22 protein-coding genes are annotated in these 22,196 nt (G+C 70.9%); 6 read left to right on the top strand and 16 right to left on the bottom strand.

The window, feature by feature from the left end; genetic code table 11:
* The 5 genes from N5D62_RS26400 to N5D62_RS26420 form a co-directional block, all read left to right on the top strand.
* Positions 1-1,837, top strand: a 1,837-nt coding sequence (locus tag N5D62_RS26400) for a sensor histidine kinase (RefSeq protein ID WP_279761020.1), incomplete at its 5' end; no start/stop codon positions are given.
* A gap of 24 nt (positions 1,838-1,861) precedes the next feature.
* A complete protein-coding gene (lpxC, locus tag N5D62_RS26405) occupies positions 1,862-2,797 on the top strand; it encodes a UDP-3-O-acyl-N-acetylglucosamine deacetylase (RefSeq protein WP_279761021.1) in 936 nt (311 codons plus the stop codon).
* A 203-nt stretch (positions 2,798-3,000) separates the two neighbouring features.
* The gene (locus N5D62_RS26410) at positions 3,001-3,123 is read left to right on the top strand and encodes a hypothetical protein (RefSeq protein WP_279761022.1); all 123 of its coding nucleotides are present in this window, start codon (positions 3,001-3,003) and stop codon (positions 3,121-3,123) included.
* Between the two features lie 5 nt (positions 3,124-3,128).
* The gene (locus N5D62_RS26415; RefSeq protein ID WP_279761023.1) at positions 3,129-3,407 is read left to right on the top strand and encodes a hypothetical protein; all 279 of its coding nucleotides are present in this window, start codon (positions 3,129-3,131) and stop codon (positions 3,405-3,407) included.
* 110 nt (positions 3,408-3,517) lie between these two features.
* A complete protein-coding gene (locus tag N5D62_RS26420; RefSeq protein WP_279761024.1) occupies positions 3,518-3,703 on the top strand; it encodes a hypothetical protein in 186 nt (61 codons plus the stop codon).
* Between the two features lie 213 nt (positions 3,704-3,916).
* Here N5D62_RS26420 and N5D62_RS26425 read toward each other — a convergent pair whose 3' ends face one another.
* The 5 genes from N5D62_RS26425 to N5D62_RS26445 form a co-directional block, all read right to left on the bottom strand.
* A complete protein-coding gene (locus N5D62_RS26425; protein ID WP_279761025.1) occupies positions 3,917-5,683 on the bottom strand; it encodes an ABC transporter ATP-binding protein in 1,767 nt (588 codons plus the stop codon).
* The gene (locus N5D62_RS26430; RefSeq protein ID WP_279761026.1) at positions 5,670-7,421 is read right to left on the bottom strand and encodes an ABC transporter transmembrane domain-containing protein; all 1,752 of its coding nucleotides are present in this window, start codon (positions 7,419-7,421) and stop codon (positions 5,670-5,672) included. The genes N5D62_RS26425 and N5D62_RS26430 overlap by 14 nt, the downstream gene beginning before the upstream one ends.
* A 143-nt stretch (positions 7,422-7,564) precedes the next feature.
* Positions 7,565-8,461, bottom strand: a complete 897-nt coding sequence (locus N5D62_RS26435; protein ID WP_279761027.1) for an anti-sigma factor — start codon at positions 8,459-8,461, stop codon at positions 7,565-7,567.
* A gap of 10 nt (positions 8,462-8,471) precedes the next feature.
* Positions 8,472-8,999, bottom strand: a complete 528-nt coding sequence (locus N5D62_RS26440; protein WP_279761028.1) for a sigma-70 family RNA polymerase sigma factor — start codon at positions 8,997-8,999, stop codon at positions 8,472-8,474.
* 26 nt (positions 9,000-9,025) lie between these two features.
* The gene (locus N5D62_RS26445; protein WP_279761029.1) at positions 9,026-9,403 is read right to left on the bottom strand and encodes a hypothetical protein; all 378 of its coding nucleotides are present in this window, start codon (positions 9,401-9,403) and stop codon (positions 9,026-9,028) included.
* Between the two features lie 138 nt (positions 9,404-9,541).
* Here N5D62_RS26445 and N5D62_RS26450 point away from each other — a divergent pair, with 138 nt between their 5' ends.
* Positions 9,542-10,051, top strand: coding sequence for a cupin domain-containing protein (locus N5D62_RS26450; protein WP_279761031.1), 510 nt, complete (start codon positions 9,542-9,544; stop codon positions 10,049-10,051).
* Between the two features lie 170 nt (positions 10,052-10,221).
* Here N5D62_RS26450 and ruvC read toward each other — a convergent pair whose 3' ends face one another.
* The 11 genes from ruvC to N5D62_RS26505 form a co-directional block, all read right to left on the bottom strand.
* Positions 10,222-10,770, bottom strand: coding sequence for a crossover junction endodeoxyribonuclease RuvC (gene ruvC / locus N5D62_RS26455; protein ID WP_279761033.1), 549 nt, complete (start codon positions 10,768-10,770; stop codon positions 10,222-10,224).
* A gap of 15 nt (positions 10,771-10,785) precedes the next feature.
* Entirely contained in the window at positions 10,786-11,772 is a 987-nt protein-coding gene (locus N5D62_RS26460; protein WP_279761034.1) for a phosphatidate cytidylyltransferase, read from the bottom strand.
* Positions 11,769-12,398, bottom strand: a complete 630-nt coding sequence (locus N5D62_RS26465) for a lysophospholipid acyltransferase family protein (RefSeq protein WP_279761035.1) — start codon at positions 12,396-12,398, stop codon at positions 11,769-11,771. Before N5D62_RS26465 ends, N5D62_RS26460 begins: the two co-directional genes overlap by 4 nt.
* 9 nt (positions 12,399-12,407) lie before the next feature.
* On the bottom strand, positions 12,408-14,021 hold the full coding sequence (locus N5D62_RS26470) for a GMC family oxidoreductase N-terminal domain-containing protein (protein ID WP_279761036.1): 1,614 nt from the start codon (positions 14,019-14,021) through the stop codon (positions 12,408-12,410).
* Complete coding sequence (locus tag N5D62_RS26475; RefSeq protein WP_279761037.1) at positions 14,018-15,427, bottom strand: coniferyl aldehyde dehydrogenase; 1,410 nt, start codon at positions 15,425-15,427, stop codon at positions 14,018-14,020. Before N5D62_RS26475 ends, N5D62_RS26470 begins: the two co-directional genes overlap by 4 nt.
* Before the next feature lie 259 nt (positions 15,428-15,686).
* Positions 15,687-16,211, bottom strand: a complete 525-nt coding sequence (locus N5D62_RS26480; protein ID WP_279761038.1) for a porin family protein — start codon at positions 16,209-16,211, stop codon at positions 15,687-15,689.
* A 319-nt stretch (positions 16,212-16,530) separates the two neighbouring features.
* On the bottom strand, positions 16,531-18,111 hold the full coding sequence (gene purH / locus N5D62_RS26485; RefSeq protein WP_279761039.1) for a bifunctional phosphoribosylaminoimidazolecarboxamide formyltransferase/IMP cyclohydrolase: 1,581 nt from the start codon (positions 18,109-18,111) through the stop codon (positions 16,531-16,533).
* A 22-nt stretch (positions 18,112-18,133) separates the two neighbouring features.
* Positions 18,134-18,367, bottom strand: coding sequence for a helix-turn-helix domain-containing protein (locus N5D62_RS26490; protein ID WP_091725921.1), 234 nt, complete (start codon positions 18,365-18,367; stop codon positions 18,134-18,136).
* A complete protein-coding gene (gene dusB, locus N5D62_RS26495; protein ID WP_279761042.1) occupies positions 18,364-19,494 on the bottom strand; it encodes a tRNA dihydrouridine synthase DusB in 1,131 nt (376 codons plus the stop codon). Before dusB ends, N5D62_RS26490 begins: the two co-directional genes overlap by 4 nt.
* An 84-nt stretch (positions 19,495-19,578) precedes the next feature.
* Positions 19,579-20,457, bottom strand: coding sequence for a class D beta-lactamase (gene blaOXA / locus N5D62_RS26500; RefSeq protein ID WP_279761043.1), 879 nt, complete (start codon positions 20,455-20,457; stop codon positions 19,579-19,581).
* 235 nt (positions 20,458-20,692) lie between these two features.
* Complete coding sequence (locus N5D62_RS26505; protein WP_279761045.1) at positions 20,693-22,123, bottom strand: hypothetical protein; 1,431 nt, start codon at positions 22,121-22,123, stop codon at positions 20,693-20,695.
* Positions 22,124-22,196: the final 73 nt, after the last annotated feature.

The raw sequence follows: 22,196 nt of genomic DNA on the forward strand, positions 1-22,196 counted from the left end.
GCTCAAGGCGTGGTGGCGCGCGCTGCGCGTCATGGACGGCCGCGATGGCGCGTTGCCGCAGGCGCTGCTGCCGCCGTCGGACTCCGCGGCCTGGCAACGCGTGCAACTGCCCGAGGTGCAGCAGCGCGAGGCCACCAACACCACCGGCGCCGACGCGCGCTTCCAGATGCGCTGGTACCGGGTGCGCTATGCCGCGCCCAATGGCCGCTGGCCGACGAGCGTGGCGCTGTACATGCCGCGGCTGGTGGCGCTGGCCGCGGCGGTGCTGGTCAAGACCGACGACGGCTGGCGGCCGGTCTTCGACAACCAGTCCGGCGCGCGCGAGCAATGGGTGCGGCCGCTGTGGGTGGTGCTGCCGTCGGCGCTGACGGAGATCCAGCAGGCGCGCGAGATCGAGGTCGTCATCGCCGTGCCGGTGATGCAGGCGGGCTACTACTCGGTGTCCAGCGTGTGGCTGGGCGCGCGCGAGGACCTCGAGCCGCGCCACGACCGGCGCTGGGTGCTGCAGATCGGCGTGCCGCAGGCGACCGGACTGACGCTGGTGACGCTGGGGCTGTTCGCGCTCGTGCTGTGGATGAAGCGGCGCGAGGATCCGGCCTACCTGCTGTTCTCGCTGGCGACGGTGGCCTGGCTGGTGCGCAACCTGCATTACCACCTGGACCTGCCGCGCACCCGCGCGGCGCTCGAATGGTTCTGGTGGCTCACGCACGCGTCGATGTCGTGGGTGATGCTGCTGACCTTCCTCTTCGCGCTGCGCTTCGCGCGGCAGCGGTTCGCGCGCTTCGAGCGCGGCATGGCGCTGTTCGTGCTGGTGTCCAGCCTGGCGTCGATGCCGCTGTGGGGACGCGGCTTCGACGCGCTGGTGCTGCTGCACATCTGCAACGCGGTGGTGGGGCTGGCGGGCACCGCCTTCGTGGCGAGCGTCGCCTGGCGGCAGGGCACGCGGGAGTTGCGCGTGATGGCGGGGGCGCTGGTCGTGGGCGTGGTGCTGGGCGTGCACGACCTGGGGCTGCTGGCCGGCTGGTGGTGGCCGGAACACGTCTACCTGATGCCGTTCGCGACGCTGGTGATCCTGGCGAGCTTCCTGTACGCGGTGCAGTTCCGCTACGTCGAGGCGCTGCGCGGCGTCGAGCGCGCCAACGAGGACCTGGCGCAACGGCTGGACGAGCAGAGCGTTGAGCTCCGGGCGCAGCACGACAAACTGCGCGAGGTCGAGCGCCAGCAGGCGTTGCTGCTGGAGCGGCAGCGGATCATGCAGGACATGCACGACGGGCTGGGTTCGTCGCTGCTGTCGGCGATGGTGGCGGTGGAGCAGGGCACGATGCCGCAGGAGCAGGTGGTGACGGTGCTGCGCGAGTGCGTGGACGACCTGCGGCTGGTGATCGATTCGCTGGAGCCGGTCGGCCACGACCTGGTGTCGCTGCTGGCGACGATGCGGTATCGGCTCGGCAAGCGGCTGCAGCTGGGCGGGCTCAAGCTGGAGTGGGACGTGCACGACCTGCCGCCGCTGGAATGGCTGGAGCCGCCGGATGCGCTGCACGTGCTGCGGCTGATGCAGGAGGCGCTGACCAACGCGCTCAAGCATGCGCGGGCGACGCGGGTGCGGGTGGTGACGCGCGACCTGGGCCGCCGCGTCGAGATCCGGGTCGAGGACGACGGCGAGGGCTTCGATGTCGAGGCGATCTCGCAGGGGCGGGGGCTTCGGGGGCTGCAGCGGCGGGCGAAGGTGCTGGGCGGGCTGCTGCGGGTGGACAGCAGTCCCGGGCACGGGACGGTGGTGACCTTGCGGCTGCCGGTATCCCGCGCCGATCGCGAGGCCGTGGTCCAGCAGGGTTGACCCTGTTTTGGGACAATGCAGCCCATGCTCAAGCAACGCACCATCAAATCGCTGACCCGCGCGGTCGGGGTCGGCATCCACAGCGGCCAGAAGGTGGAGATCACGCTGCGTCCGGCCGCGCCCGGGACCGGCATCGTGTTCCGGCGGGTGGACCTGGCGCAGCCGGTCGACATCCCGGTCAACACGCACAGCGTCTGCGACACGCGCATGGCCACGACGATCAGCCCGAACGGCGATCCGGGGCAACCCAAGGTGCAGACGATCGAGCACCTGCTGTCGGCGTGCGCGGGGCTGGGGCTGGACAACCTGCTGATCGACATCAACGCCGACGAGGTGCCGGTGCTGGACGGGTCGGCGGCGAGCTACGTGTTCCTGCTGCAGTCGGCCGGCATCGAGCTGCAGAACGCGCCCAAGCGTTTCCTGCGGGTGAAGAAGCCGGTGGAGGTGCGCAAGGGCGAGGGCAAGAGCCTGATGTGGGCGAAGCTGGTGCCGCATCACGGCTACACGCTGAGCTTCCAGATCGAGTTCGACAACCCGGCGGTGTCGGCGACGGGCCAGCATTACGTGTTCGACATGGGCAGCGGCCAGTACAAGCGCGAGATCGCGCGGGCGCGGACCTTCGGCATGACCAAGGACATCGAGCTGATGCGGTCGCGGGGGCTGACGCTGGGCGGCAGCATGGACAACGCGATCGTGGTGGACGACTACCGCGTGCTCAATGCCGAGGGGCTGCGCTACGACGACGAGTTCGTGAAGCACAAGATCCTGGACGCGATCGGCGACATGCAGGTGGTGGGGCATCCGCTGCTGGCGGCGTACACGTCGTTCAAGGGCGGGCATGCGCTGAACAACCTGCTGCTGCGGGAGCTGCTGGCGGACGCGGAGGCCTACGAGATCGTGACCTTCGAGGACGAGCGCGACGCGCCGGCGGGGTTCGCGGAGCTGGCGCCGGCGTGGTGAGGCCGCGGATCGGACCGACGTCTTCCAGCAAAAGAGGCTGAGGGCCTACTCATTCGTTTGGAAGATGCACGCGTTGGGGTGTGCATCGGTCATCGAAGCCGGCGAGTGAAATGAATGCAATGAAGCCGTCCCATTGACGAACGGCGTCACGGGGCGGAGGCGGACCATGTGGGTTCGCCTCCTCCATCCAACTGGAGACCTTCATGACTGCATTCATCGCCCATCCGTCCTTCGTTCACTCGGTCGCGAGACGCGATGTCGAGATCGAAGCGGCGACCGGGATCATGTCGTCCTTCGCTGGCGGCGGTCGTTGGACGAGCCGTTGATTCGCATGGACCACGTGTCTCTTTCCATCGCCCTCAACAGCGGGATCGCCACCGTCCTGGCCACGAAGTACTGCGAGCACCTCTCGTCTCGAGCAGGGTTGTGGAAGCTCGTCGCATTCATCACGGCCATCTTCATGGCGAACATGGCGCTCATGCTGGATCGCTTCGCGCTGGAAGAGGCGGCGATGCGGGCCAGCAGCATCGCGGTCGGCTTCATTGCCTACGTGTTCGTGATGGCGACCATCCATGCCCGGCGCCGCGAGCGCCAGAAGACTTCGCGCTGAGCGCGCGATGAACGGTCGGCATGGCGCGGGCCATGCCGACCTGGCTTCAGGGTGGTAGGCAGGACTTCCGGGCTATCCTTCAAGCACAGTTCTCAACTGATTCTTGCCCCATGCTGATCGTCCGTACCGTCATCGCCCTGCTGCTGGTCGCAGGCCTGCTGTGCTTCGCCGTCTACATCGGCACGAAGCAGCCGATCTGGCGCAAGCGCGGGATCGTGCTGATCAAGTGGACCGTGATCGCCGGCATCGGCTTCTTCGCGGTGCTGATCCTGGAGCGGTTGATCCTGTTGGTTTGATCGAGGTAAATGGCCCGGCTCATATGAGGCAGCCGGATCCCTTGAAGCAACGTCTTGATGGCGAAGCGGTCGGCGAGCAGAATTCGCTTCGCCCTTGTGGCCATTCAAATCTTCCAGCCCTTCGGGGATTCATCTGGGAACCCGCCCTTTGAGGCCTTTGGAAGCCCGGTCGAAAGACCGGGCTTCTCTCGTTCTGGTGGTCGCTCGACGCGCTCACTCCTCCAACGCCTGCAACTGCACCAACCGCTGATAGATCCCGCCCTCGATCTGCATCAACGCCTCGTGCGTGCCACGCTCATCCAGGTGCCCATGATTCAGCACCACGATCTGATCCGCCTCGCGGATCGTCGACAGCCGGTGCGCGATCGCGATCACCGTCACCCGGCCTCGCAGTTCCCGTAGCGCTTCGCCCACCTGCGCCTCCGTCGCGCTGTCGATGTTGGCCGTCGCCTCGTCCAGCAGCAGGATGCGCGGCTGGCCGGCCAGCGCCCGCGCCAGCGCGATCAGCTGCTTCTGCCCCGTCGACACCGCCAGCCCGCCATCCCCCAGCCGGCTCTCGTACCCCTGCGGCAGCGCGCTCAGGAACTCATGCGCCCGCGACGCGCGCGCGGCTGCCTCGATCTGCTCGTCGGAGATCGCGCGGCCCATGCGGATGTTCTCCCGCACCGTGCCCGCCACCAGGTACGGCTCCTGCGGCACCAGCCCGAGCGCGTCATGGAAGGTCTCGTCCGGCAACCGGTCCAGCGGCTGGCCGTCCACCAGGATTCGCCCCTGCTGCGGCTGGTAGAAGCGCAGCAGCAGCGCCAGCAGCGTCGACTTGCCCGAGCCCGTGTGCCCCGCGATGCCGACGAAGCTGCCCGCCGGGATGTCCAGGTCCAGGTCCTTCAGCACTGGCTGCCCCGCCTTGTAGGCGAACTGCAGGTGCTCGAAGCGGATCGCGCCCGCGCCCACCACCAGGTCGGGCTGGAACGCGCGCGGCTCCGACGGCTCGCGCAGCAGCGCGCGCACCCGCGACGCCGCCACCAGCGCCTGCTGCAGCTGGCTGAACTGCATCGTGATCTGGATCAGCGGCTCCACCACCCGCGCGATGTAGGCCAGGAACGCGTACAGCAGGCCGACCTCGACGCCCGACAGCTCGCGCAGCCCGAACCCGTAGATCACCGTCACGATCAGCAGCACGTTGAGCAGGTCCAGCGCCGGACGCAGCAGCCAGGCGTTCGCGCGCAGCTCCTGCACTCGCGCCTGCAGCTGCGCCTGGTTCGCCGTCTCGTAGCGCGCCGCGAAGCGCCGCGCCGCGCCGGCCGACTGCAGCATCGCCATCCCGGCCATGCTCTCCGCCATCTGCGCGTTGAGCTCCGCCCGCAGCGCCCGCGCTTTCTGCACCGGGCCGCTGCTCGCGCGCTGGTACAGCCAGATGATCCCGGAGCTCGCCGGCACCAGCGCCAGCACGATCAGCATCAGCCGCCAGTCCAGCCACGCCATCGCCACCAGCGCGCCGGCCACGACGATCGTCGAATCCAGCATCACGAACAGCACCTGCCGGTACAGGTTGTTCACCGCGTCGGTGTCGTTGGTGATGCGGCTCAGCAGCTGGCCGGTGATGCTGCGGTCGAAGAAGGCCATCGGTTGCGCCAGCACATGCGCGTAGACCTGCTCGCGCAGCCTCAGCACCGAACGCTGCGCCACCGCCGCCATGCGGCGCAGCTGCGCGTAGCGCAGCAGGCTCGCCGTCCAGCCCGCCAGCAGCATCGCGCCCAGCAGCAGCGCCATCGGGCCGATCGTGAAGTCCCGCGGCAGCACATGCGCGTCGATGAAGTGCTTGCCCAGGATCGGGCCGATCGCCTCCAGCGCCGCGGCCACCACCAGCCAGCCCAGGCCCTTCGTCAGCCCCCGGCGCTCCGGCGCGGCGGCCTGTGCCAGCAGGGCCAGCGCCTCGCGCGGCGAATGCTCGTTCGGAGCGGCGGTCTCAGGCGGCGTCAAGGCTGGCCTCCAGTTGTTGGTAGCGCCACTGGCCGGCATACCAGCCGCCCAGCGCGATCAGGTCCTCGTGACGGCCGCGCTCGACGATGCGGCCCTGCTTCAGCACGACGATCTCGTCTGCCTCCATCACCGCCGACAGCCGGTGGCTCACCACCGCGAGGCTGCGCTCCGGATGGCGTTCGCGCAGCTCGCGCCAGTGCCCCAGGATCTGCGTCTCGGTGCCGCTGTCGACGGCCGACAGCGCGTCGTCCAACAGCAGCACCGGCGCCTCGGCCAGCAGCGCCCGCGCGATCGCGACGCGCTGGCGCTGGCCGCCGGACAGCGTCACGCCGCGCTCGCCGACCAGCGTCTCGTAGCCCTGCGGCAGGCGCGCGATGTCCTCGTGCACCGCGGCCAGCTCGGCCACGGCGATGACCTGCTCGCGGGTCGCCTCGGGGCGGGCGAGGGCGATGTTGTCGGCCACCGAGGCCGAGAAGAGGAAAGGCTCCTGCGGCACCCACGCCAGCGCGCGGCGCAGCGCGTCGAGCCGGATCTCCGGCGCCGGCAGGCCGCCCACGCGCACCGTGCCCGCGCCCGGCTCGTATTGCCGCAGCAGCAGGCGCAGCAGCGTCGACTTGCCCGACCCCGTCGCGCCGACGATGCCCAGCGTGCGGCCCGGCGGCAGCGACAACACGATGTCCTCGAGCGCCGGCTGCGACATGCCGGGGTACTGGAAGGTCACGTGGTCCCAGGCGATGTCGGCATGCGCGCCGAGGTCGCGGGTGCCGGTGTCGACCAGGCCGGCCGGCGCGTCCAGCACCGGATGCAGCCGCGACCAGGCGGCGCGGCCGCGCTCCAGCAGCGACAGCACCCAGCCCGCCGCGAACATCGGCCAGATCAGCTGGCCCAGGTACATCGTGAACGCGGTGAGCTGGCCGATGCTGATGCGGTCCGTCCCGACCAGCCAGGCCCCAACGCCCAGCGCGATCACCGTCGCCGCGCCGAGCGACAGGCCGACGGCGGGCTCGAACATCGCTTCCCAGCGCTGTGCCTGGTAGGCGGCGGCGCCGGCCTCGCGGGCGAGGTCGCCGAACTGCTCGCGGCTGCGGCGCACCAGGCCCAGCGCGCGCACGGTGCGCACGCCGGCGAGGCTGTCCTGCACCTGCTGGTTCAGCGCGGAGAAACGCGTCAGCGAATCGGACCAGGCGACGTGGACCTGCGTCGAGATCCGCCAGAACGCGTAGGCCATGAAGGGGAAGGGCACCAGCGCCGCCAGGCCCAGCCGCCAGTCCACGCCGAGGGTCATCATCCCCAGCACCAGGATCAGCGTCAGCGAGCCGTCGAAGGCGGCGAGCAGCGCTTCCCCGGCGGCCATCTCGATCGCGTCGACATCGTTGGTCGCGAGCGCCATCAGGTCGCCGGTGCGCTGGGCATGGAAGAACGCGGGGCCCTGGCGGGTCAGTTGGGCGTAGAGCCGGGTGCGGAGCTGGCGGCCGAGTTCATACGCGGTGCGGAACAGCGCCAGGCGCCAGCCCACGCGCAGCAGGTAGATGGCGAGGCCGGCCAGCACCAGCAGGCTCAGTTGGGCGATCAGGTCCCAGCCGGCGATGCGATGGGAGACCAAGGCATCGACGACATGGCCGACCTGTCGGGGGATCCAGACCGTCAGGACCGCGATGGTGCTGAGCATCAGCGCGCTGGCCACGTAGGGCTGCCAGTGGCCCCGGATGTGATTGGCGATCAGGCGTGCGAGCGACATAGGCCGCGCATTGTGCCCGCCGCTTCGGGCGCATCGCGTCGTTGCGAATCCTCGCCATAGCGCTGCCATGGCTCCGGTTCGCGCCTAGCGCTGCATCCCGAAGCGCATCGCGTCGGAGGCGGGATGAGTGCGCAGCGGCGTTGTCACTGCGCCGACGCGGGGCGAGTGGTCATCGAGATGCGGGCGTGGACCAGGTCCGCGAGCACGCGCAGGCGCTGCTCGTCGAAGTTGCCGCTCAGCGCGTAGGCCAGCTTGCCTTCGATCCAGTACAGGCTGCGCGTGGTCTGGCCGGCCTCGACGCGGCGCGTCAGGCGGAAGGCGACCGGCGCCTCGGGCGACGCCGCGCCGGCGCTGACGTAGAGCGTGAAGCGCTCGCCCGCGTCGTTCTCATACATGAACTGCGCGCGCGCCAGCCGGGCGCCCGGCACCGGGTCGTCGCCGGCGGGCAGCAGCCGGCCGCCGACCAGCTTCCAGCCGTAGTCGCGCAGCACCGGCGTGTACAGCTGCGCGCCCAGCCGCTTGCTCAGCCACTGGACCAGGTGATCGGCCTGGTCGGCGCCGACCTCCACCGGATGGCGGACCTCGGGCTGGTAGACCGCGTGCGCGATGGCGGCGTCGCGGACGTAGTCCGGCACCGACGGGTCGCGGCCCGCGGCCCGCGCGGCGGCCGCGACGGCGGCCTGCTCCGCGGCTTCCTTCTTGGCGTACCACCAGGCATGGCCGCCCCAGCCGCCGGCCGCGCCGGCGCCCAGGCCGACGGCCACCAGCAGCGCCGCGGCCCAGGCGCGCGGCCAGGACGGGGCATTCGCCGCGGGCGGTCGCAGCGCGCCGGCCAGGCGCGGCGGCACCGGTTCGTCGAGCCAGTCGCGGTGCAGCGCCTGCAGCGATTCGCGTTGCTCGCGCCACGCGAGCACCTGCTGCGCGGCGCGCGGATGGCGAAGGAGCCAGTCGGCCACGGCGGCGGCGCGGGCGGGGTCGAGCTGTCCGTCCACGTAGGCGTGGAGCGTCGCTTCATCGAGGTCGAGGTCGTCGTGCGTCATGGCAGGGCGCTCATTTCACCACCCGCAGCGGGGCGCGGGCGCCGTCGCCCATCGCCTGGCGCAGCCGCTCGCGGGCGCGGGACAGCCGCGACATCACCGTGCCCACGGGCACGTCCAGCACGCGGGCGGCGTCCTGGTAGCTCAGTTCCTCGGCGCAGACCAGCAGCAGGATCTCGCGCGAGGCGGCCGGCAGCGCGGCCAGCGCGCGCTCCAGGTCCAGCCGCAGGGCGACCTGCTGCTGCGGCTCGTGGACCAGCGGCTGGATCGCGTCGTCCTCGTCCAGCGAGTCGTGCAGCGCCTCGCGGGCGTCGCGGCGCTGGTTCAGGTAGAGGCGATGCATCAGCGTCAGCAGCCAGTTGCGCAGCGCGTCCTGGCGCGTCGGGCCGGGCTCGGCATGGAACAGCGCGCCCTTGCGGGCCGCGCGTTCGAGGGTGTCCTGGAGCAGGTCGTCCGCCCGCGCGGCGTCGCCGCACAGCAGCCGCGCATGGCGGCGCAGTCGCGGGAGCAGCGGCAGCGCTTCGTCGAGAACGAGGGGCATGGGCGGACGGCCTGCGGGTCGCGGCGTTACGGCGTGGCCGTGTGCCAGACCTGGTTGATCCCGTTGCCGGAGCGCTCGCCCGGCTTGGTGTCCTTGGCCCAGAAGTACAGCGGCTTGCCCTTGTAGGCCCACTGCTTGGCGCCGTCGTCGCGGGTGATGATGGACCAGTCGCCGGCGGCCTTGTCCTCGGCGCGGGCCATCAGCGGCGGCCAGTTGGTGGCGCAGGGGCCGTTGCACACGCTCTTGCCGGAGCCGGCGGCGTCCTTGTCGAAGGTGTAGAGCGTCATGTCGTTGGGGCCGACCAGCGCGCCGTCCTTGGCCATCGCGGGCGCGGTCTGCGCGGCGGCGAGGCCGGCGAGGGCCATCAGCGCCGCGGCGGCGGCGAGCGTCAAGGTCTTCTTCATGCGGAGTCTCCTGGGTTGGGAACAGGGTGGGTGGTACAGCATGAACACCGGGGGAGGGAGGGTTATTCCACCTGACTTTCGTCCGCCTGGGGAGAGGCCATTACCGTGCCTCGTCCGGAATCGCAAGGAGACCCCAGCATGACCGATCGCGCCCAGGCGCTGGCCGCCCAGTTGATCCGCAACATCCACGAGGTGGAGATGACGTCGCTCAAGCGCGATCCGCTGTACGAGTCCCGCTTCGCGCGGCTGGCGCGCGGCACCGCGGCGAAGAAGCTCGGCGCGTCCTACGACATCGTCGAGCCTGGCAAGACCTCGTCTCCCTATCACCTGCATCACGCGCAGGAGGAGATGTTCTTCATCCTCGAGGGCAGCGGCACGCTGCGCGTGGCGGGCGAGCGGCTGCCGATCAAGGCGGGCGACATGATCTTCATTCCCACCGGCCCGGAGTACCCGCACCACATCATCAACACGTCGGACGCGCCGCTGCGGTACCTGTCGATCAGCACGATGGAACAGCCCGAGATCTGCGTCTATCCCGACTCCAACAAGTTCCTGGCGGAGCAGGCCCCCCGCGGCGCGGAGCCTGTCTTCGAGGCGATCCGCAAGGTCGGCGAAGGCGACCTCGACTACTGGCACGACGAGCCCTGACCGCCCCGACCGCCCCGATCGCCCTCATCGCTTCGCTCCGCCCAGTGTCTCGCTGCCCTGGGTGCATCGCTGAAGCCGGCGACGCCGGTGCCCCCTGAAGCGAATGCCGAGCGTGCGGAGGCGCCTGAGCGGAGGGGGGCACCGGCGTTGTCGGCTTCAGTCGCTCGGTTTCAATAGGTCCGAGACCCTTTGAACTGCGCATGCTGCCGCCGCTGCAGCGTGGTCTGCCGGCTCATCGCGTCGAACGACACGCGGGCGTGGGCGTCCATGATGGCGATGCCGAGCGCGTCGGCCGCGTCCTTGCCGGGTTCTCCGGGCAGTGCGAGCAGCCTGGCCACCATGGCCTGGACCTGTGCCTTGGCCGCTCCGCCATGTCCGGTGATGGCTTTCTTCATCTGGACGGCGGTGTATTCGGACACGTGCAGGTCGCAGGAGACGAGGGCGGTGAGTGCTGCCCCGCGGGCTTGTCCGAGCAGCAGGGTCGACTGCGGGTTGACGTTGACGAAGACGATTTCGACGGCGGCGCAGGTGGGCTGGTAGCGGGTGACGACTTCGCGGATGCCGTCGTAGAGGATCTTGAGCCGGCCCGGCAGGTCACCGGTGGGGACGCCGTTGGTCTTGATGGTGCCGCTGGCGACGTAGGCCAGGCGGGGCCCGTCCGCGTCGATCACGCCGAAGCCGGTGGTTTGCAGGCCGGGGTCGATGCCGAGGATGCGCATGGGGGAAAGCCTTCCTCAGGTTCCGGCGCGGAAATACCACCGCACCGCATGGAAGAACACCGGCGCCGCGAAGCACATCGCCGCGATGCGGTCGAGCAGCCCGACCGCGCCGGTGATGGCGCTGCGGTTGCCCCAGGCGTTGATGCCGGCGTCGCGCTTGAGGGCCTGCATGACGAACACGCCGAAGCTGCCGCAGCCGGCCGCGATGAAGGCGGCGATGGCGGCCTGGCCGGCCTTGAACGGGGTGATCCAGTACAGCAGCGCGCCGGCGAAGGCGGCGGCGAACGCGCCGATCCACCAGGCTTTCATCGTGAACGAGCGGCTGATGCGCCGGGCCACCGGCCGGGCGCGGAAGCGGCTGGTGGCGATCGCCTGCGCGATCTGGCCGCAGGCCACCACGGCCACCAGGAAGAACAGCAGGAAGGCGCCGCGGCCCTGGTACTTGGGGAAGTCCAGCAGCAGCAGCGCCGGCGCGTGCGACAGCCCGTAGACGCAGACCATGATGCCCCACTGGATCTTGGCGTTGCGTTCCAGGAAGCGGCCGGGATCGTCCGCCAGCGCGCTGGCCACCGGGATCGCGAGGAAGCCGTAGACCGGGATCAGCACCGAGAACAGGTCGAAGTGGCGCGTGCCCACCAGCACGTACTGCAGCGGCAGGATCACGAAGAAGGCCAGGATCAGCCCGCGGTGGTCGGCGCGGCGCGTGTGCAGCAGCGTGATGAACTCGCGGAACGCCAGGAACGAGAACACGGCAAACAGCAGCGTCGCGCCCACCGGCCCGGAGACCCAGGCCGCCCAGAACAGGCAGGCGCCGACCCAGACCATGTTGAGCTCATGCCGGAACCGGGCCCAGCGCGCCTGCCAGGCTTCCTGTTCCTCCTCGGGCCGCTCGCGCAGCGACCACAGCACCGAGCCGATGCTCACCAGCAGCAGCGCGCCGAACAGCACCACGAACAGGAAGGCCACCTGCTCGCCGGGGTTCAGGGATTTGAGCCACCTCATTCCTTCCACCCTCCGGGACGCAGCGCCATCACCGCGGCGCGGGCGCGTTCCAGGAACGCGCGCTTGTCCTCGCCCGGTTCGATCCGGATCGGCGCGCCGAAGGTCACCGTGCACAGGATGGGCACCGGCACGACCTCGCCCTTGGGCATCACGCGCTGCACGTTGTCGATCCAGGTGGGGATCAGCTGCACGTCGGGGAACTGCTCGGACAGGTGGTACAGGCCCGCCTTGAAGGCTTGCGGCGCGCCCTTGTTGGAGCGGGTGCCCTCGGGAAAGATGACCAGCGAGTCGCCGCCCTGCAGCGTCTCGACCAGCGGCTCCAACGGATCCTCGTCCGGCGTGGCGCGGGCGCGGCTGACGTAGACCGCGTTGAACACCGCGGTGGTGATCCAGGTCTTGAGCCGCGAGCTGGTCCAGTAGTCGCGCGCGGCGATCGGGCGGGTGCGGGTGCGCAGTTCGGAAGGCAGCGACGCCCAGATCAGCACCCAGTCGAAGTGGCTCTGATGGTTGGCGAAGTAGATGCGCTGTTCCGAGGTCGGGGGGCAGCCTTTCCAGTGTCCCTGGGCGCCGGTGATCAGGCGCGCCAGCCAGGACAGGAACAGGCCGGTGATTTCGGCGATGACCATGGGGCCGGATTATCCCCGGGCGATCAGCTCCGCCGCCTTCTCCGCGATCGCCACCACCGGCGCGTTGGTGTTGCCGCTCACCACCGCCGGCATGACCGACGCGTCCACCACCCGCAGCCCGTCGAGGCCGCGCACCCGCAGCGCCGCGTCCACGACGGCGCCTTCGTCCCCGTCCGGTCCCATCCGGCACGTGCCCACCGGGTGATAGACGGTGTCGACGCGGCGGCGCAGCAGCGCTTCGATCGCGTCGTCGGCCTCGACCTCGGCGCTCCACAGCTCCTTCTTCCAGAACGCCTTGATCGCCGGCGCGCGCATCAGGTCGCGCGTCAGCTTGTAGCCCTCGACCAGCTCGCGCACGTCCTCCGGATCTTGCAGGAAGGCCGGATCGATGCGCGGCGCCGCCAGCGGGTCGGCGCTCGCCAGCGTCAGCGCGCCGCGGCTGCGCGGCCGCAGCAGGCAGACGTGGCAGGACAGCCCGTGGCCCCAACGCAGCTTGCGCGCATGGTCCTCGACCAGCGCCACCACCAGGTGCAGCTGCACGTTCGGCGCGGGCAGGCCGGCGCGCGTGGACAGGAAGCCGCCGCACTCCGCGAAGTTGCTGGTGACCAGGCCGCGCCGCTCGCGCCGGTAGCGCGCGACCTGCGACAGGAAGCGGGCGCCGCCACGCAGCGAGAAACCCGCCAGCTCGAGGCGGTCGGATTCGTAGCCGAAGACGAAGTCCGGGTGGTCGTGCAGGTTGCGGCCGATGCCGGGCAGGTGATGCCGCACCGCGATGCCGTGGCGCTGGAGCTGCTCGCCGTCGCCGATGCCCGACAGCATCAGCAGCTGCGGCGACTGCAGCGCCCCGGCGCAGACCAGCACCTCGCGCGCCGCGCGGAACGTGCGCCGTCGCCCGCCCTGCAGCACCTCGACGCCGACCGCGCGCCGGCCTTCGAGCACCAGGCCCAGCGCCCGCGCGCCGGTCTCGACGCGCAGGTTGGGCCGCCGGCCCAGGTGCGGGTGCAGGTAGCCGCGCGCGACGCTCCAGCGCTCGCCCTCGTGCTGGGTGACCTGGTAGACGCCCAGTCCCTCCAGGTCCGCGCCGTTGAAGTCCTCGCGCACCGCGTGGCCGCGTTCGCGCGCGGCGGCGCGCCAGGCGTCGTGCAGCGGCGTGTCGGTGCGCAGGTCGCCGACGCGCAGCGGGCCGTCCTGGCCGTGCCACGGCGCGCCGAAACGCGCGTTGCCCTCCGCCTTGATGAAGAAGGGCAGCAGGTCCTCGTATCCCCAGCCCGCGTTGCCGGCGGCGGCCCAGGCGTCGTAGTCGCTGCGATGCCCGCGCGTGTAGACCATCGCGTTGATCGCCGACGAGCCGCCCAGCGCCTTGCCGCGCGGCTGGTAGCCGCGGCGGCCGTCCAGGCCGGCCTGGGGCTCGGTCTCGAATCCCCAGTTGTTGAGCCGGGCCGCCACCTGCATCACGCCGGCGAAGGGCGTCGTCGTGACCCAGCCGTCGCCGCGGCCGCCGGCCTCCAGCAGCAGCACGCGGCACGACGGGTCCTCGCTGAGCCGGCTCGCCAGCACCGCGCCCGCGGACCCGCCGCCGACGATGACGAAGTCCGCGTCGGCGTCGTTCACGGCCGCGCTCACGTGATCTTCTTCAGCAGGCCGAGCAGCCGCTCGAAGGTCTTGCCATACGGCGGATGGAACAGCTTCGTGCCGGCGAAGCGCGCCTGCAGGAACACCGGCTTGAGCTTGCTGAACGTGTTGAAGCCCCAGACGCCGTGGTACGCGCCCATGCCGCTGGCGCCGACGCCGCCGAAGGGCTGTTCCTCCTGGCCCAGGTGCCAGATGCAGTCGTTGACGGTGACGCCGCCGGCATGCGTGCGCTGGAGCACGTCGTCGCGCGCGGCCTTGTCCTCGCCGAACCAGTACAGCGCCAGCGGCCGGTCGCCGGCGTTGACCTGCGCGATCGCCTCCGACGGATGGCCGTAGGGCACGATCGGCAGCAGCGGGCCGAAGATCTCCTCGCGCATGACCGTCATGTCGGGCTGCGTGTTGAGCAGCAGCGTGGGCACCAGGCGGCAGTCTGCGGGCATGTCGTCATGGGTCGGCCGCAGCGTCGCGCCGCGGGCGCGCGCGTCGTCGAGCAGGCCCTTGAGCCGCGCGTGGTGGCGCGGGCTGACGATGGCGGTGTAGTCCGGATTGCCATCGATGCGCGGATAGAGCCGGCGCGCGGCCGCGACGATCGCGTCGGCCAGCGGCTGCACCAGCTCGCGCGGCGCGAGCACGTAGTCCGGCGCCACGCAGGTCTGTCCGGCATTGAGCAGCTTGCCGAAGGCGATGCGCTCGGCGGTGAGCGCCAGGTCGGCGCTGCGGTCGACGATCGCCGGCGACTTGCCGCCCAGCTCCAGCGTCACCGGGGTCAGGTGTTGCGCCGCGGCCTGCGCGACCAGCCGGCCCACCGGCGTCGAGCCGGTGAAGAACAGGTGGTCGAACGGCAGCTGGGTGAAGGCCTTGCCGACCTCGGCGTCGCCGGTGACCACGGTCATCTCGTCGGGCGCGAAGTGCTCGGCCACGAGCCTGGCCATCAGTTCGGAGGTGGCTGGCGTCAGCTCCGACGGCTTGATCATCACGCGGTTGCCGGCGGCCAGCGCCGCCAGCGCCGGCGCCATCGCGAGGTAGTACGGGTAGTTCCACGGCGACACGATGCCCACCACGCCCAGCGGCTGCGGCATCAGCCGGTTGCCGCCGGGCAGGAAGTGCAGGGCGGTCGGCGCGCGGCGCACGGCCATCCAGCGCTTGAGGTGGCGGATCGCGTGGCGCGCGCCGGTCTCGACGGTGAACAGGTCGGCCAGCAGGCTTTCGTGGCGCGAGCGGTGGCCGAAGTCGCGGGCCATCGCGGCGGCGAGCGCCTCGGCCTGCGTCGACGTCATCCGCAGCAGCCGCTCGAGCCGGTCGCGCCGCTGCGCCAGCGTGGGCGCGCGCTCGCGGTCGAACGCGGCGCGCTGCTGCTCCAGCACCAGGTGCAGGCGTTCGGGCAGGGCGTGGTCCATGGGGGTCTCCGTCGTGTCTGTTGTTCTCGAAGGGCCAAGGCGGAAGGCTATGCGCAATCGCGCGGGCGGCCAAGCGCGGCGACCCTGGACTAGAGAGGCGCGACTAGCGCGGCAGGAGAAACGCGGGCACGGGGAGTACGCCTCGGGGGAGAAGCGGGACGGAAACGGAAACGGAAACGGAAAAGCCCGGCCGGAGCCGGGCTTTCGAAGCGGGCTCCGGGGAGCCCTCGCTCGGATCGCCGTCAGGCGATCGCGGCGATCAGAAGCGGTAGCCAGCGCCCAGCGTGAAGCCGGTCAGCTTGAAGCCGTCCTTCTTGTAGTACGAGCCGTAGTCGGCGGTCGCGTAGAACTGCTTGTTGAAGCTGTACGACGCGCCCAGGCCCCAGGCGAAGCTGTTGTCGCTGTCCGAGATCGAACCCTGCGACGACGACAGCTTGACCTTCGTGTCGGCGAAGCCCAGGCGGCCGAACACTTCGAACTCCGGGGTCACGGCGAACTTCGGCTTGACGAACAGGCCGTACGAACGCTGCACCTTGACCGTCAGGCCGTTGGAGCTGTCGTCACCGGCGCCGCCGGCCAGCATCGCTTCGATGGCGACGTTCGGGTGCACGTCCCAGCCGACGATGCCGCGGATGATGCCGGGCTTGGCCGACACGTTCAGGTCGGTGTCCTTGGCCTTGGCGAAGGTGTAGCCGCCTTCGACGTACACGCCGCTGGTGGATTGGGCTTGGGCAGCGCCGGCGGCCAGCAGGGCGGCGGCGGCGATGAAGGAAATCTTGGTCATTGGAATACTTCTCTCTTGGGTAGAAACCGCACCTCTGCGGTGCGGGGCCGAAAGGTATCAACGCCTGGCACCCGTCGACCATGAAGGAGGTCACGGTCTTGTAAATAAGTGCGAAAGGCGTTGTCGCACGACGACGTATTCGGCGATGCGAAGCACCGTCCTTCCCCATTCGGAGGGGCGGCTTCTCGCCTATGCGTACGAGTGTTCACGGCGCCTTCACGCGTCGCGGTCGCATGAACGACGAAGCCCGGCGCGGGGCCGGGCTTCGTGGCGGCGCGGGCGTGCGAGGCCACGCGCCGGGGAAGGCGATGGCAGCCGATCAGTGACGGAAGTGCCGCACGCCGGTGAACACCATCGCGATGCCGCGCTCGTTGGCCGCGGCGATGACTTCCTCGTCGCGCATCGAGCCGCCGGGCTGGATCACGCACGAGGCGCCGGCATCGGCCAGCACGTCCAGGCCGTCGCGGAACGGGAAGAACGCGTCGCTGGCCACGGCCGAGCCGGCCAGCGCCAGGCCCGCGTTCTCCGCCTTGATCGAAGCGATGCGGGCCGAGTCGATGCGGCTCATCTGGCCCGCGCCGACGCCCAGCGTCATGCCGTCGCCGCAGAACACGATCGCGTTGCTCTTGACGTACTGCGCGACGGTCCAGGCGAAGCGCAGGTCGTCGAGCTGTTGCGCGGTGGGCTGCAGCGTGGTGACGACCTTCAGGTCGGCGGGGGTCAGGAAGTGGTTGTCGGCGGTCTGCACCAGCAGGCCCGAGCCGACGCGCTTGACGTCCTGCGCGTTGCGGCCCTGGTCCCAGGGACGCGCGCCGCCCGGCGGCAGCGCGATCTCCAGCAGGCGCACGTTGACCTTGCCGGCGAAGACCTCGCGCGCCTCGGCGCTGAACGACGGCGCCATCAGCACCTCGACGAACTGCTTGGCCACCAGCTGCGCGGCGGCGGCGTCGACCTCGCGGTTGAACGCGATGATCCCGCCGAAGGCGCTGGTCGGGTCGGTCTTGAAGGCCTTGGCATAGGCCTCGGCGGCGGTCGCCGCGACGGCCACGCCGCACGGGTTGGCGTGCTTGACGATCACGCAGGCCGGCGTGTCGAAGCTCTTGACGCATTCCCACGCGGCGTCCGCGTCGGCGATGTTGTTGTAGCTGAGCTCCTTGCCCTGCAGCTGCTTGCCGGTCACCAGCGAGCCGGGCGCCGGATGCAGGTCGCGGTACAGCGCGGCGGTCTGGTGCGAGTTCTCGCCGTAGCGCAGGTCCTGCACCTTGATGAAGCTGCTGTTCATCTGCGCCGGGTACTCGGCCAGCGAGCCGTCCTCCAGCCGCGCGCTCAGGTAGTTGCTGATCGCCGCGTCGTACTGCGCGATGCGGTTGAACGCCGCCACCGACGCCGAGAAGCGCGTTTTGTCGCTGGTCTTGCCGTGGGCCTTGAGTTCCTCGAGCACCCGGGCGTACTGCGACGCGTCGGTCAGCACCGTCACGTCCTTCCAGTTCTTGGCCGCGCTGCGGACCATGGCGGGACCGCCGATGTCGATGTTCTCGATCGCGTCCTCCAGCGTGCAGCCGGGCTTGGCGACGGTGGCCTCGAACGGGTAGAGGTTGACCGCCAGGATGTCGATCGTGTCGATGCCGTGCTGCTGGATCGCGCTCACGTGCTCGGGCAGGTCGCGCCGGGCCAGCAGGCCGCCGTGGATCTTCGGATGCAGCGTCTTGACGCGGCCGTCCAGCATCTCCGGGAAGCCGGTGTGCTGGGCGACCTCGGTGACGGGCAGGCCGGCGTCGGCCAGCAGCTTGGCGGTGCCGCCGGTGGACAGCAGCTTCACGTTCAGCGCGTGCAGCGCCTGGGCGAATTCGACGATGCCGGTCTTGTCGGAGACCGAGATCAGGGCGGTGAGTTGGGCCATGGAACGCTTTCTAGGAAGAGTCTTAAATCAGCTTGTGCTCGACGAGCTTGCGGCGCAGGGTGTTGCGGTTGATGCCCAGCCATTCGGCGGCCTTGCTCTGGTTGCCGTCGCTGTGCTGCATCACGACCTCCAGCAGCGGCTTCTCGACCAGGCGGATCAGCATCTCGTGCATCGAGTGCGGCGCCTCGCCGCCGAGGTCGCGGAAGTACGCCTCCAGGTTTTCGCGGATGCAGGAGTCGATCGGTTTGGGCGTCATGCCGTGAGCCTTCTTTCTTGGTCTTCGTGGTGCCGGGCGTCGTTGGCGGCGGGCGAGCCGCCGTCGCCGTCATCGTCATTGCCGGACAGGTCGGCGGCGTCGCTCAGGTAGGGCAGGCGCTCGTGGTCGACCGCCAGCGCGTCGAGCCAGTCGGTCAGCGCCTCGACCTGCGCGTCGCAGCTCTCGAGGGTGTTCATGCGGCGGCGGAAGTCCTCGCCGCCGGGCAGCGCCCGCACGGCCCAGCCGATGTGCTTGCGCGCGCTGCGCATGCCGGTCAGCTCGCCGTACAGCGCGTAGTGGTCGTGCAGGTGCTCGACGAGCCAGCGCTTGGCGTCGTCGACGCGGGGGGCGGGCAGCTCCTGGCCGGTGGCCAGGAAATGCGCGATCTCCGCGAAGATCCACGGCCGGCCCTGGGCCGCGCGGCCGACCATGATCGCGTCGGCGCCGGTGGCGGCGAGCACCTCGCGGGCCTTGGCGGGCGTGTCGATGTCGCCGTTGGCGACGACGGGGATGCGCAGCGCGGCCTTCACCGCGGCGATGGTGTCGTACTCGGCGCGGCCGCTGTAGCCCTGCTCGCGGGTGCGGCCGTGCACCGTCACCATCGCCACGCCGGCGGATTCCGCCGCGCGCGCCAGCGCCACCGCGTTCTTCTCGGCCTGGCACCAGCCGGTGCGCATCTTCAGCGTCACCGGCACGCCGCGCGGCGCGCAGGCGGCCACGACGGCCTCGACGATCTCCAGCGCCAGCGGCTCGTCCTGCATCAGCGCCGAGCCGGCCCACTTGTTGCAGACCTTCTTGGCCGGACAGCCCATGTTGATGTCGATGATCTGGGCGCCGCGGTCGATGTTGTACGCGGCGGCCTCGGCCATCATGGCCGCGTCGGTGCCGGCGATCTGCACCGAGATCGGCGCGGACTCGCCCTCATGGTTGGCGCGGCGCGAGGTCTTGAGGCTGTTCCAGAGGTCCTTGCGCGAGGTCACCATCTCGCTGACCGCGTACCCCGCGCCCAGCTTCTTGCACAGGACGCGGAAGGGCCGGTCGGTCACGCCCGCCATCGGGGCGACGAACAGGCGGTTCGGCAAAAGATAGGGACCCAGCGCGAGCGTGCCGGGTGGTGGCGTGGACATCGGAGCGGTGCGGGGGTTGCACAAAAAAGAGGCAAAAGTATACCGCTCCGCGCCGCGGTCCCCCGTGCACTCGTGCGCGGCCGATCAGCCCGGGGGAAGGGCGTCGAGCGCGCGCAGCACGCGCCGGGCGATCTCCTCGCGCCGGGGGGCGAACGCGGGGTCGGTCATGTCCATGTTCAGCGCGAAGTAGACGGGGCGCGGATCGGTGTCGCGCTCGACCCAGCCGACGAACCAGCCGATGGCGGGCTTGGGCGCGTCGGCCCAGCCGGTCTTGGCGTACAGGCGCCAGCCCGGGCCCTGGTCGCGCAGCAGCACCTTGCGGGCGATGTCGTAGGTGCGGTCGGACAGCGGCAGCGCGCGGTCGTGCACGCGGCGCAGGAAGTCGATCTGGCCGACGGCCGAGATGCGCAGGTCGCCGTCCAGCCAGAAGCGGTCGCCGACCGGGCCCGCGATCGCGTTGCCGTAGCGGAAGTCGCGCACGTACTGCTGGACGGTGGGCTGGCCGACCTGGCGGGCCAGCGACTGGAACACCCAGACGGCGGAGACCTTGTAGGCCGAGGCCAGCGTCTGGTCGCGGTTCCAGTCGTCGATCGAGCGCTTCTGGCCGTCCCACTTGAAGGCTTGCGTCTCGTCGACGGCGGCGCCGGTGTCCAGCGCGATCAGCGACATCGGGATCTTGAAGGTCGAGGCGGGGAGGAAGCCCTCGAAGGCGCGGGTGCTGTCCGAGGCGATCCAGCGATGCGAGCGGGTGTCGAGCAGCGTGATCACGCCGCGGGTGCCGAGTTCGGCGAAGTGGCGGTCGAGTTCGGGCCGGGTCTCCCAACGTTCGCGCTGTTCGGCGGGAACGACGGCGACGGCGCTGGGGGCGGGCGAGGGCGAGATGGTCTGCGCGATCGAGGCCTGGCAGGCGGAGAGCGCGAGGCCGGCGAGCACGGAGGTGGCGATCAGGCGGGAGCGGGACATGGTGGTTCCCCGGCGAAGCGGGCGAGTGAGCGATGGCGCCAGTGTGCGAAGCGGCGCGGCGATCGCCGCGCGCATCTCGCGTTACGCGCGTTGCGCACACCGCGCACCTTGCGCATGCCAAGGCCCGGGGTCAACCGGTGGGAGTGGGGCCGGAATGGGGCTTGGGGTTCCCGGAGGGAGGCCCCATGCCCCGTGGAGAGCCCGCGCCAGGCCAGTCGGAGTCGGAACGCCGAGCCTATGCCCGCCGCACCCGCGGCATGAGCGCATCGGCCTCGTCGAGGTAGCGGCGCCTCGCCACGTCGTCGCGCAGTTTGCGCGCCTGCAGCCGCGCCTGCCGCACCAGGTCGGTGGCACTGAACGCATCGCCTTCGTCGAGCGCGTGCCGGGCCCACAGCAGCAGGAACGCGCAGCGCTGGTCGGCCGGGATCTGCGAATGGCGCGCGCGGCAGGATGCCCATCGCTGGCTGGCGAGTTCCCCGAACGAGTCCGCCGGCAGCGGTAGCCCCTGCGCGGTCGCGAGCCGTTGCAGCGCGGCGAAGTCGAGCTTGCCCAGCGCCGCGAGTCGCAGCAGGAAGATGGTGTTGAGCAGCGTGCTGCGGCCGAGCTGCCATCGCGCGCACAGCGCGTCGCTGAGCAGCAGCCAGCGCACGGCGTCCTCGGCGCCGGCGCCGCCGTCGGGCAGCAGCCCGGCCTCGACGAGCTGGCCGAGCGCGTTGGACAGGTTGGCGGCGCAGACCTGGAGCGCGTCGGGCAGGCCGGCGAGGGAAGCGCCGCGCAGCGCGTCGCCCAGGCTGGCCAGCGACTGCATCGCCAGCGCCGCGTCGCCGCGCGCGATGGCGAGCTCGCGCAGCACGATGCCGCGCAGGTTGCCGTGGTCGCAGCGCAGCGTGGAATCGGCGGCGAGGACCTCGGGGTCGACCTCGTCGAGCTTGTCCAGGGCCGGGGCGGCCTGGCCGAGGCTGCCGTACCAGTGCCAGGCCGCGAGGATCGCGACGCGGGCGCGCAGCTGGCGGCGCTCGAGGCGGGGCAGCCGGCCGTTGTTGAGCGTCTGGCCGAGGTCGCGCAGCTCGTCCTGCAGCGCGGCCCAGTCGCCGAGGCGGCGGGCGATGCGGGCGCGGCGCAGGCCCAGCGCGGCGGCCGCGGCGTCGTCGCCGGCGGGGACGTGAGGGGCGGCCTGCTGCAGCGCGAGGCGGGCGGGGTAGAGCTCGCCGCGGTCGAGCAGGTAGTCGGCGCGGGCGAGCGCCTCGGCGTAGGCCAGCGGCAGCAGCGTCGCGGCGGCGGGCGCGCGCACCGGGCGTTCCTGGCCGAGCCAGCGCGCCAGCGCCGCGCCGGTGGCGGCTTCGCCGTCGAGTTCGAAGCGGCAGCGCGCCAGCAGCGTGGCGTTCAGCCAGAACGGGCCGCTGCTGCGGGCGCTGGCCTCGATCAGCGCGGCGAGCGGGCCGTCGTCCAGCAGCGCGAGCGCGCGCCAGACCTGGGTGCGGTGCAGCTCGGCCATGCCGGCGATGCGCTCGCGCAGCTCGGCGCGGGAGCACGGGCTGTCGACGCGGGCCAGGCCTTGCTCGCGGGCCTGCAGCAGGGCGGCGATCAGGCGGGGCAGCAGGCGGTTGCGCAGCTCGGGCAGGCCGTCGATGCGCAGGCCCTGCGCGAGCAGCTGGACGCGGTGCATGGGGGCGTCGGCGCCGGAAGGCGCGGCGGAGGCAGCGGAGGCAGCGGGAGCGGCAGGAGCGGAAACGGCGGTC

The organism is Mitsuaria sp. GD03876 (genome assembly GCF_029840635.1).
Taxonomy (GTDB): Bacteria; Pseudomonadota; Gammaproteobacteria; order Burkholderiales; family Burkholderiaceae_C; genus Roseateles.

Excerpts from the sequence above, each read along its gene's own strand:
- lpxC (WP_279761021.1), top strand. The coding sequence starts at position 1,862 with ATGCTCAAGCAACGCACCATCAAATCGCTGACCCGCGCGGTCGGGGTC.
- N5D62_RS26410 (WP_279761022.1), top strand. The coding sequence starts at position 3,001 with ATGACTGCATTCATCGCCCATCCGTCCTTCGTTCACTCGGTCGCGAGA.
- N5D62_RS26415 (WP_279761023.1), top strand. The coding sequence starts at position 3,129 with ATGGACCACGTGTCTCTTTCCATCGCCCTCAACAGCGGGATCGCCACC.
- N5D62_RS26420 (WP_279761024.1), top strand. The coding sequence starts at position 3,518 with ATGCTGATCGTCCGTACCGTCATCGCCCTGCTGCTGGTCGCAGGCCTG.
- N5D62_RS26430 (WP_279761026.1), bottom strand. The coding sequence starts at position 7,421 with ATGTCGCTCGCACGCCTGATCGCCAATCACATCCGGGGCCACTGGCAG.
- N5D62_RS26435 (WP_279761027.1), bottom strand. The coding sequence starts at position 8,461 with ATGACGCACGACGACCTCGACCTCGATGAAGCGACGCTCCACGCCTAC.
- N5D62_RS26440 (WP_279761028.1), bottom strand. The coding sequence starts at position 8,999 with ATGCCCCTCGTTCTCGACGAAGCGCTGCCGCTGCTCCCGCGACTGCGC.
- N5D62_RS26445 (WP_279761029.1), bottom strand. The coding sequence starts at position 9,403 with ATGAAGAAGACCTTGACGCTCGCCGCCGCCGCGGCGCTGATGGCCCTC.
- N5D62_RS26450 (WP_279761031.1), top strand. The coding sequence starts at position 9,542 with ATGACCGATCGCGCCCAGGCGCTGGCCGCCCAGTTGATCCGCAACATC.
- ruvC (WP_279761033.1), bottom strand. The coding sequence starts at position 10,770 with ATGCGCATCCTCGGCATCGACCCCGGCCTGCAAACCACCGGCTTCGGC.
- N5D62_RS26460 (WP_279761034.1), bottom strand. The coding sequence starts at position 11,772 with ATGAGGTGGCTCAAATCCCTGAACCCCGGCGAGCAGGTGGCCTTCCTG.
- N5D62_RS26465 (WP_279761035.1), bottom strand. The coding sequence starts at position 12,398 with ATGGTCATCGCCGAAATCACCGGCCTGTTCCTGTCCTGGCTGGCGCGC.
- N5D62_RS26475 (WP_279761037.1), bottom strand. The coding sequence starts at position 15,427 with ATGGACCACGCCCTGCCCGAACGCCTGCACCTGGTGCTGGAGCAGCAG.
- N5D62_RS26480 (WP_279761038.1), bottom strand. The coding sequence starts at position 16,211 with ATGACCAAGATTTCCTTCATCGCCGCCGCCGCCCTGCTGGCCGCCGGC.
- purH (WP_279761039.1), bottom strand. The coding sequence starts at position 18,111 with ATGGCCCAACTCACCGCCCTGATCTCGGTCTCCGACAAGACCGGCATC.
- N5D62_RS26490 (WP_091725921.1), bottom strand. The coding sequence starts at position 18,367 with ATGACGCCCAAACCGATCGACTCCTGCATCCGCGAAAACCTGGAGGCG.
- dusB (WP_279761042.1), bottom strand. The coding sequence starts at position 19,494 with ATGTCCACGCCACCACCCGGCACGCTCGCGCTGGGTCCCTATCTTTTG.
- blaOXA (WP_279761043.1), bottom strand. The coding sequence starts at position 20,457 with ATGTCCCGCTCCCGCCTGATCGCCACCTCCGTGCTCGCCGGCCTCGCG.
- N5D62_RS26505 (WP_279761045.1), bottom strand. The coding sequence starts at position 22,123 with ATGCACCGCGTCCAGCTGCTCGCGCAGGGCCTGCGCATCGACGGCCTG.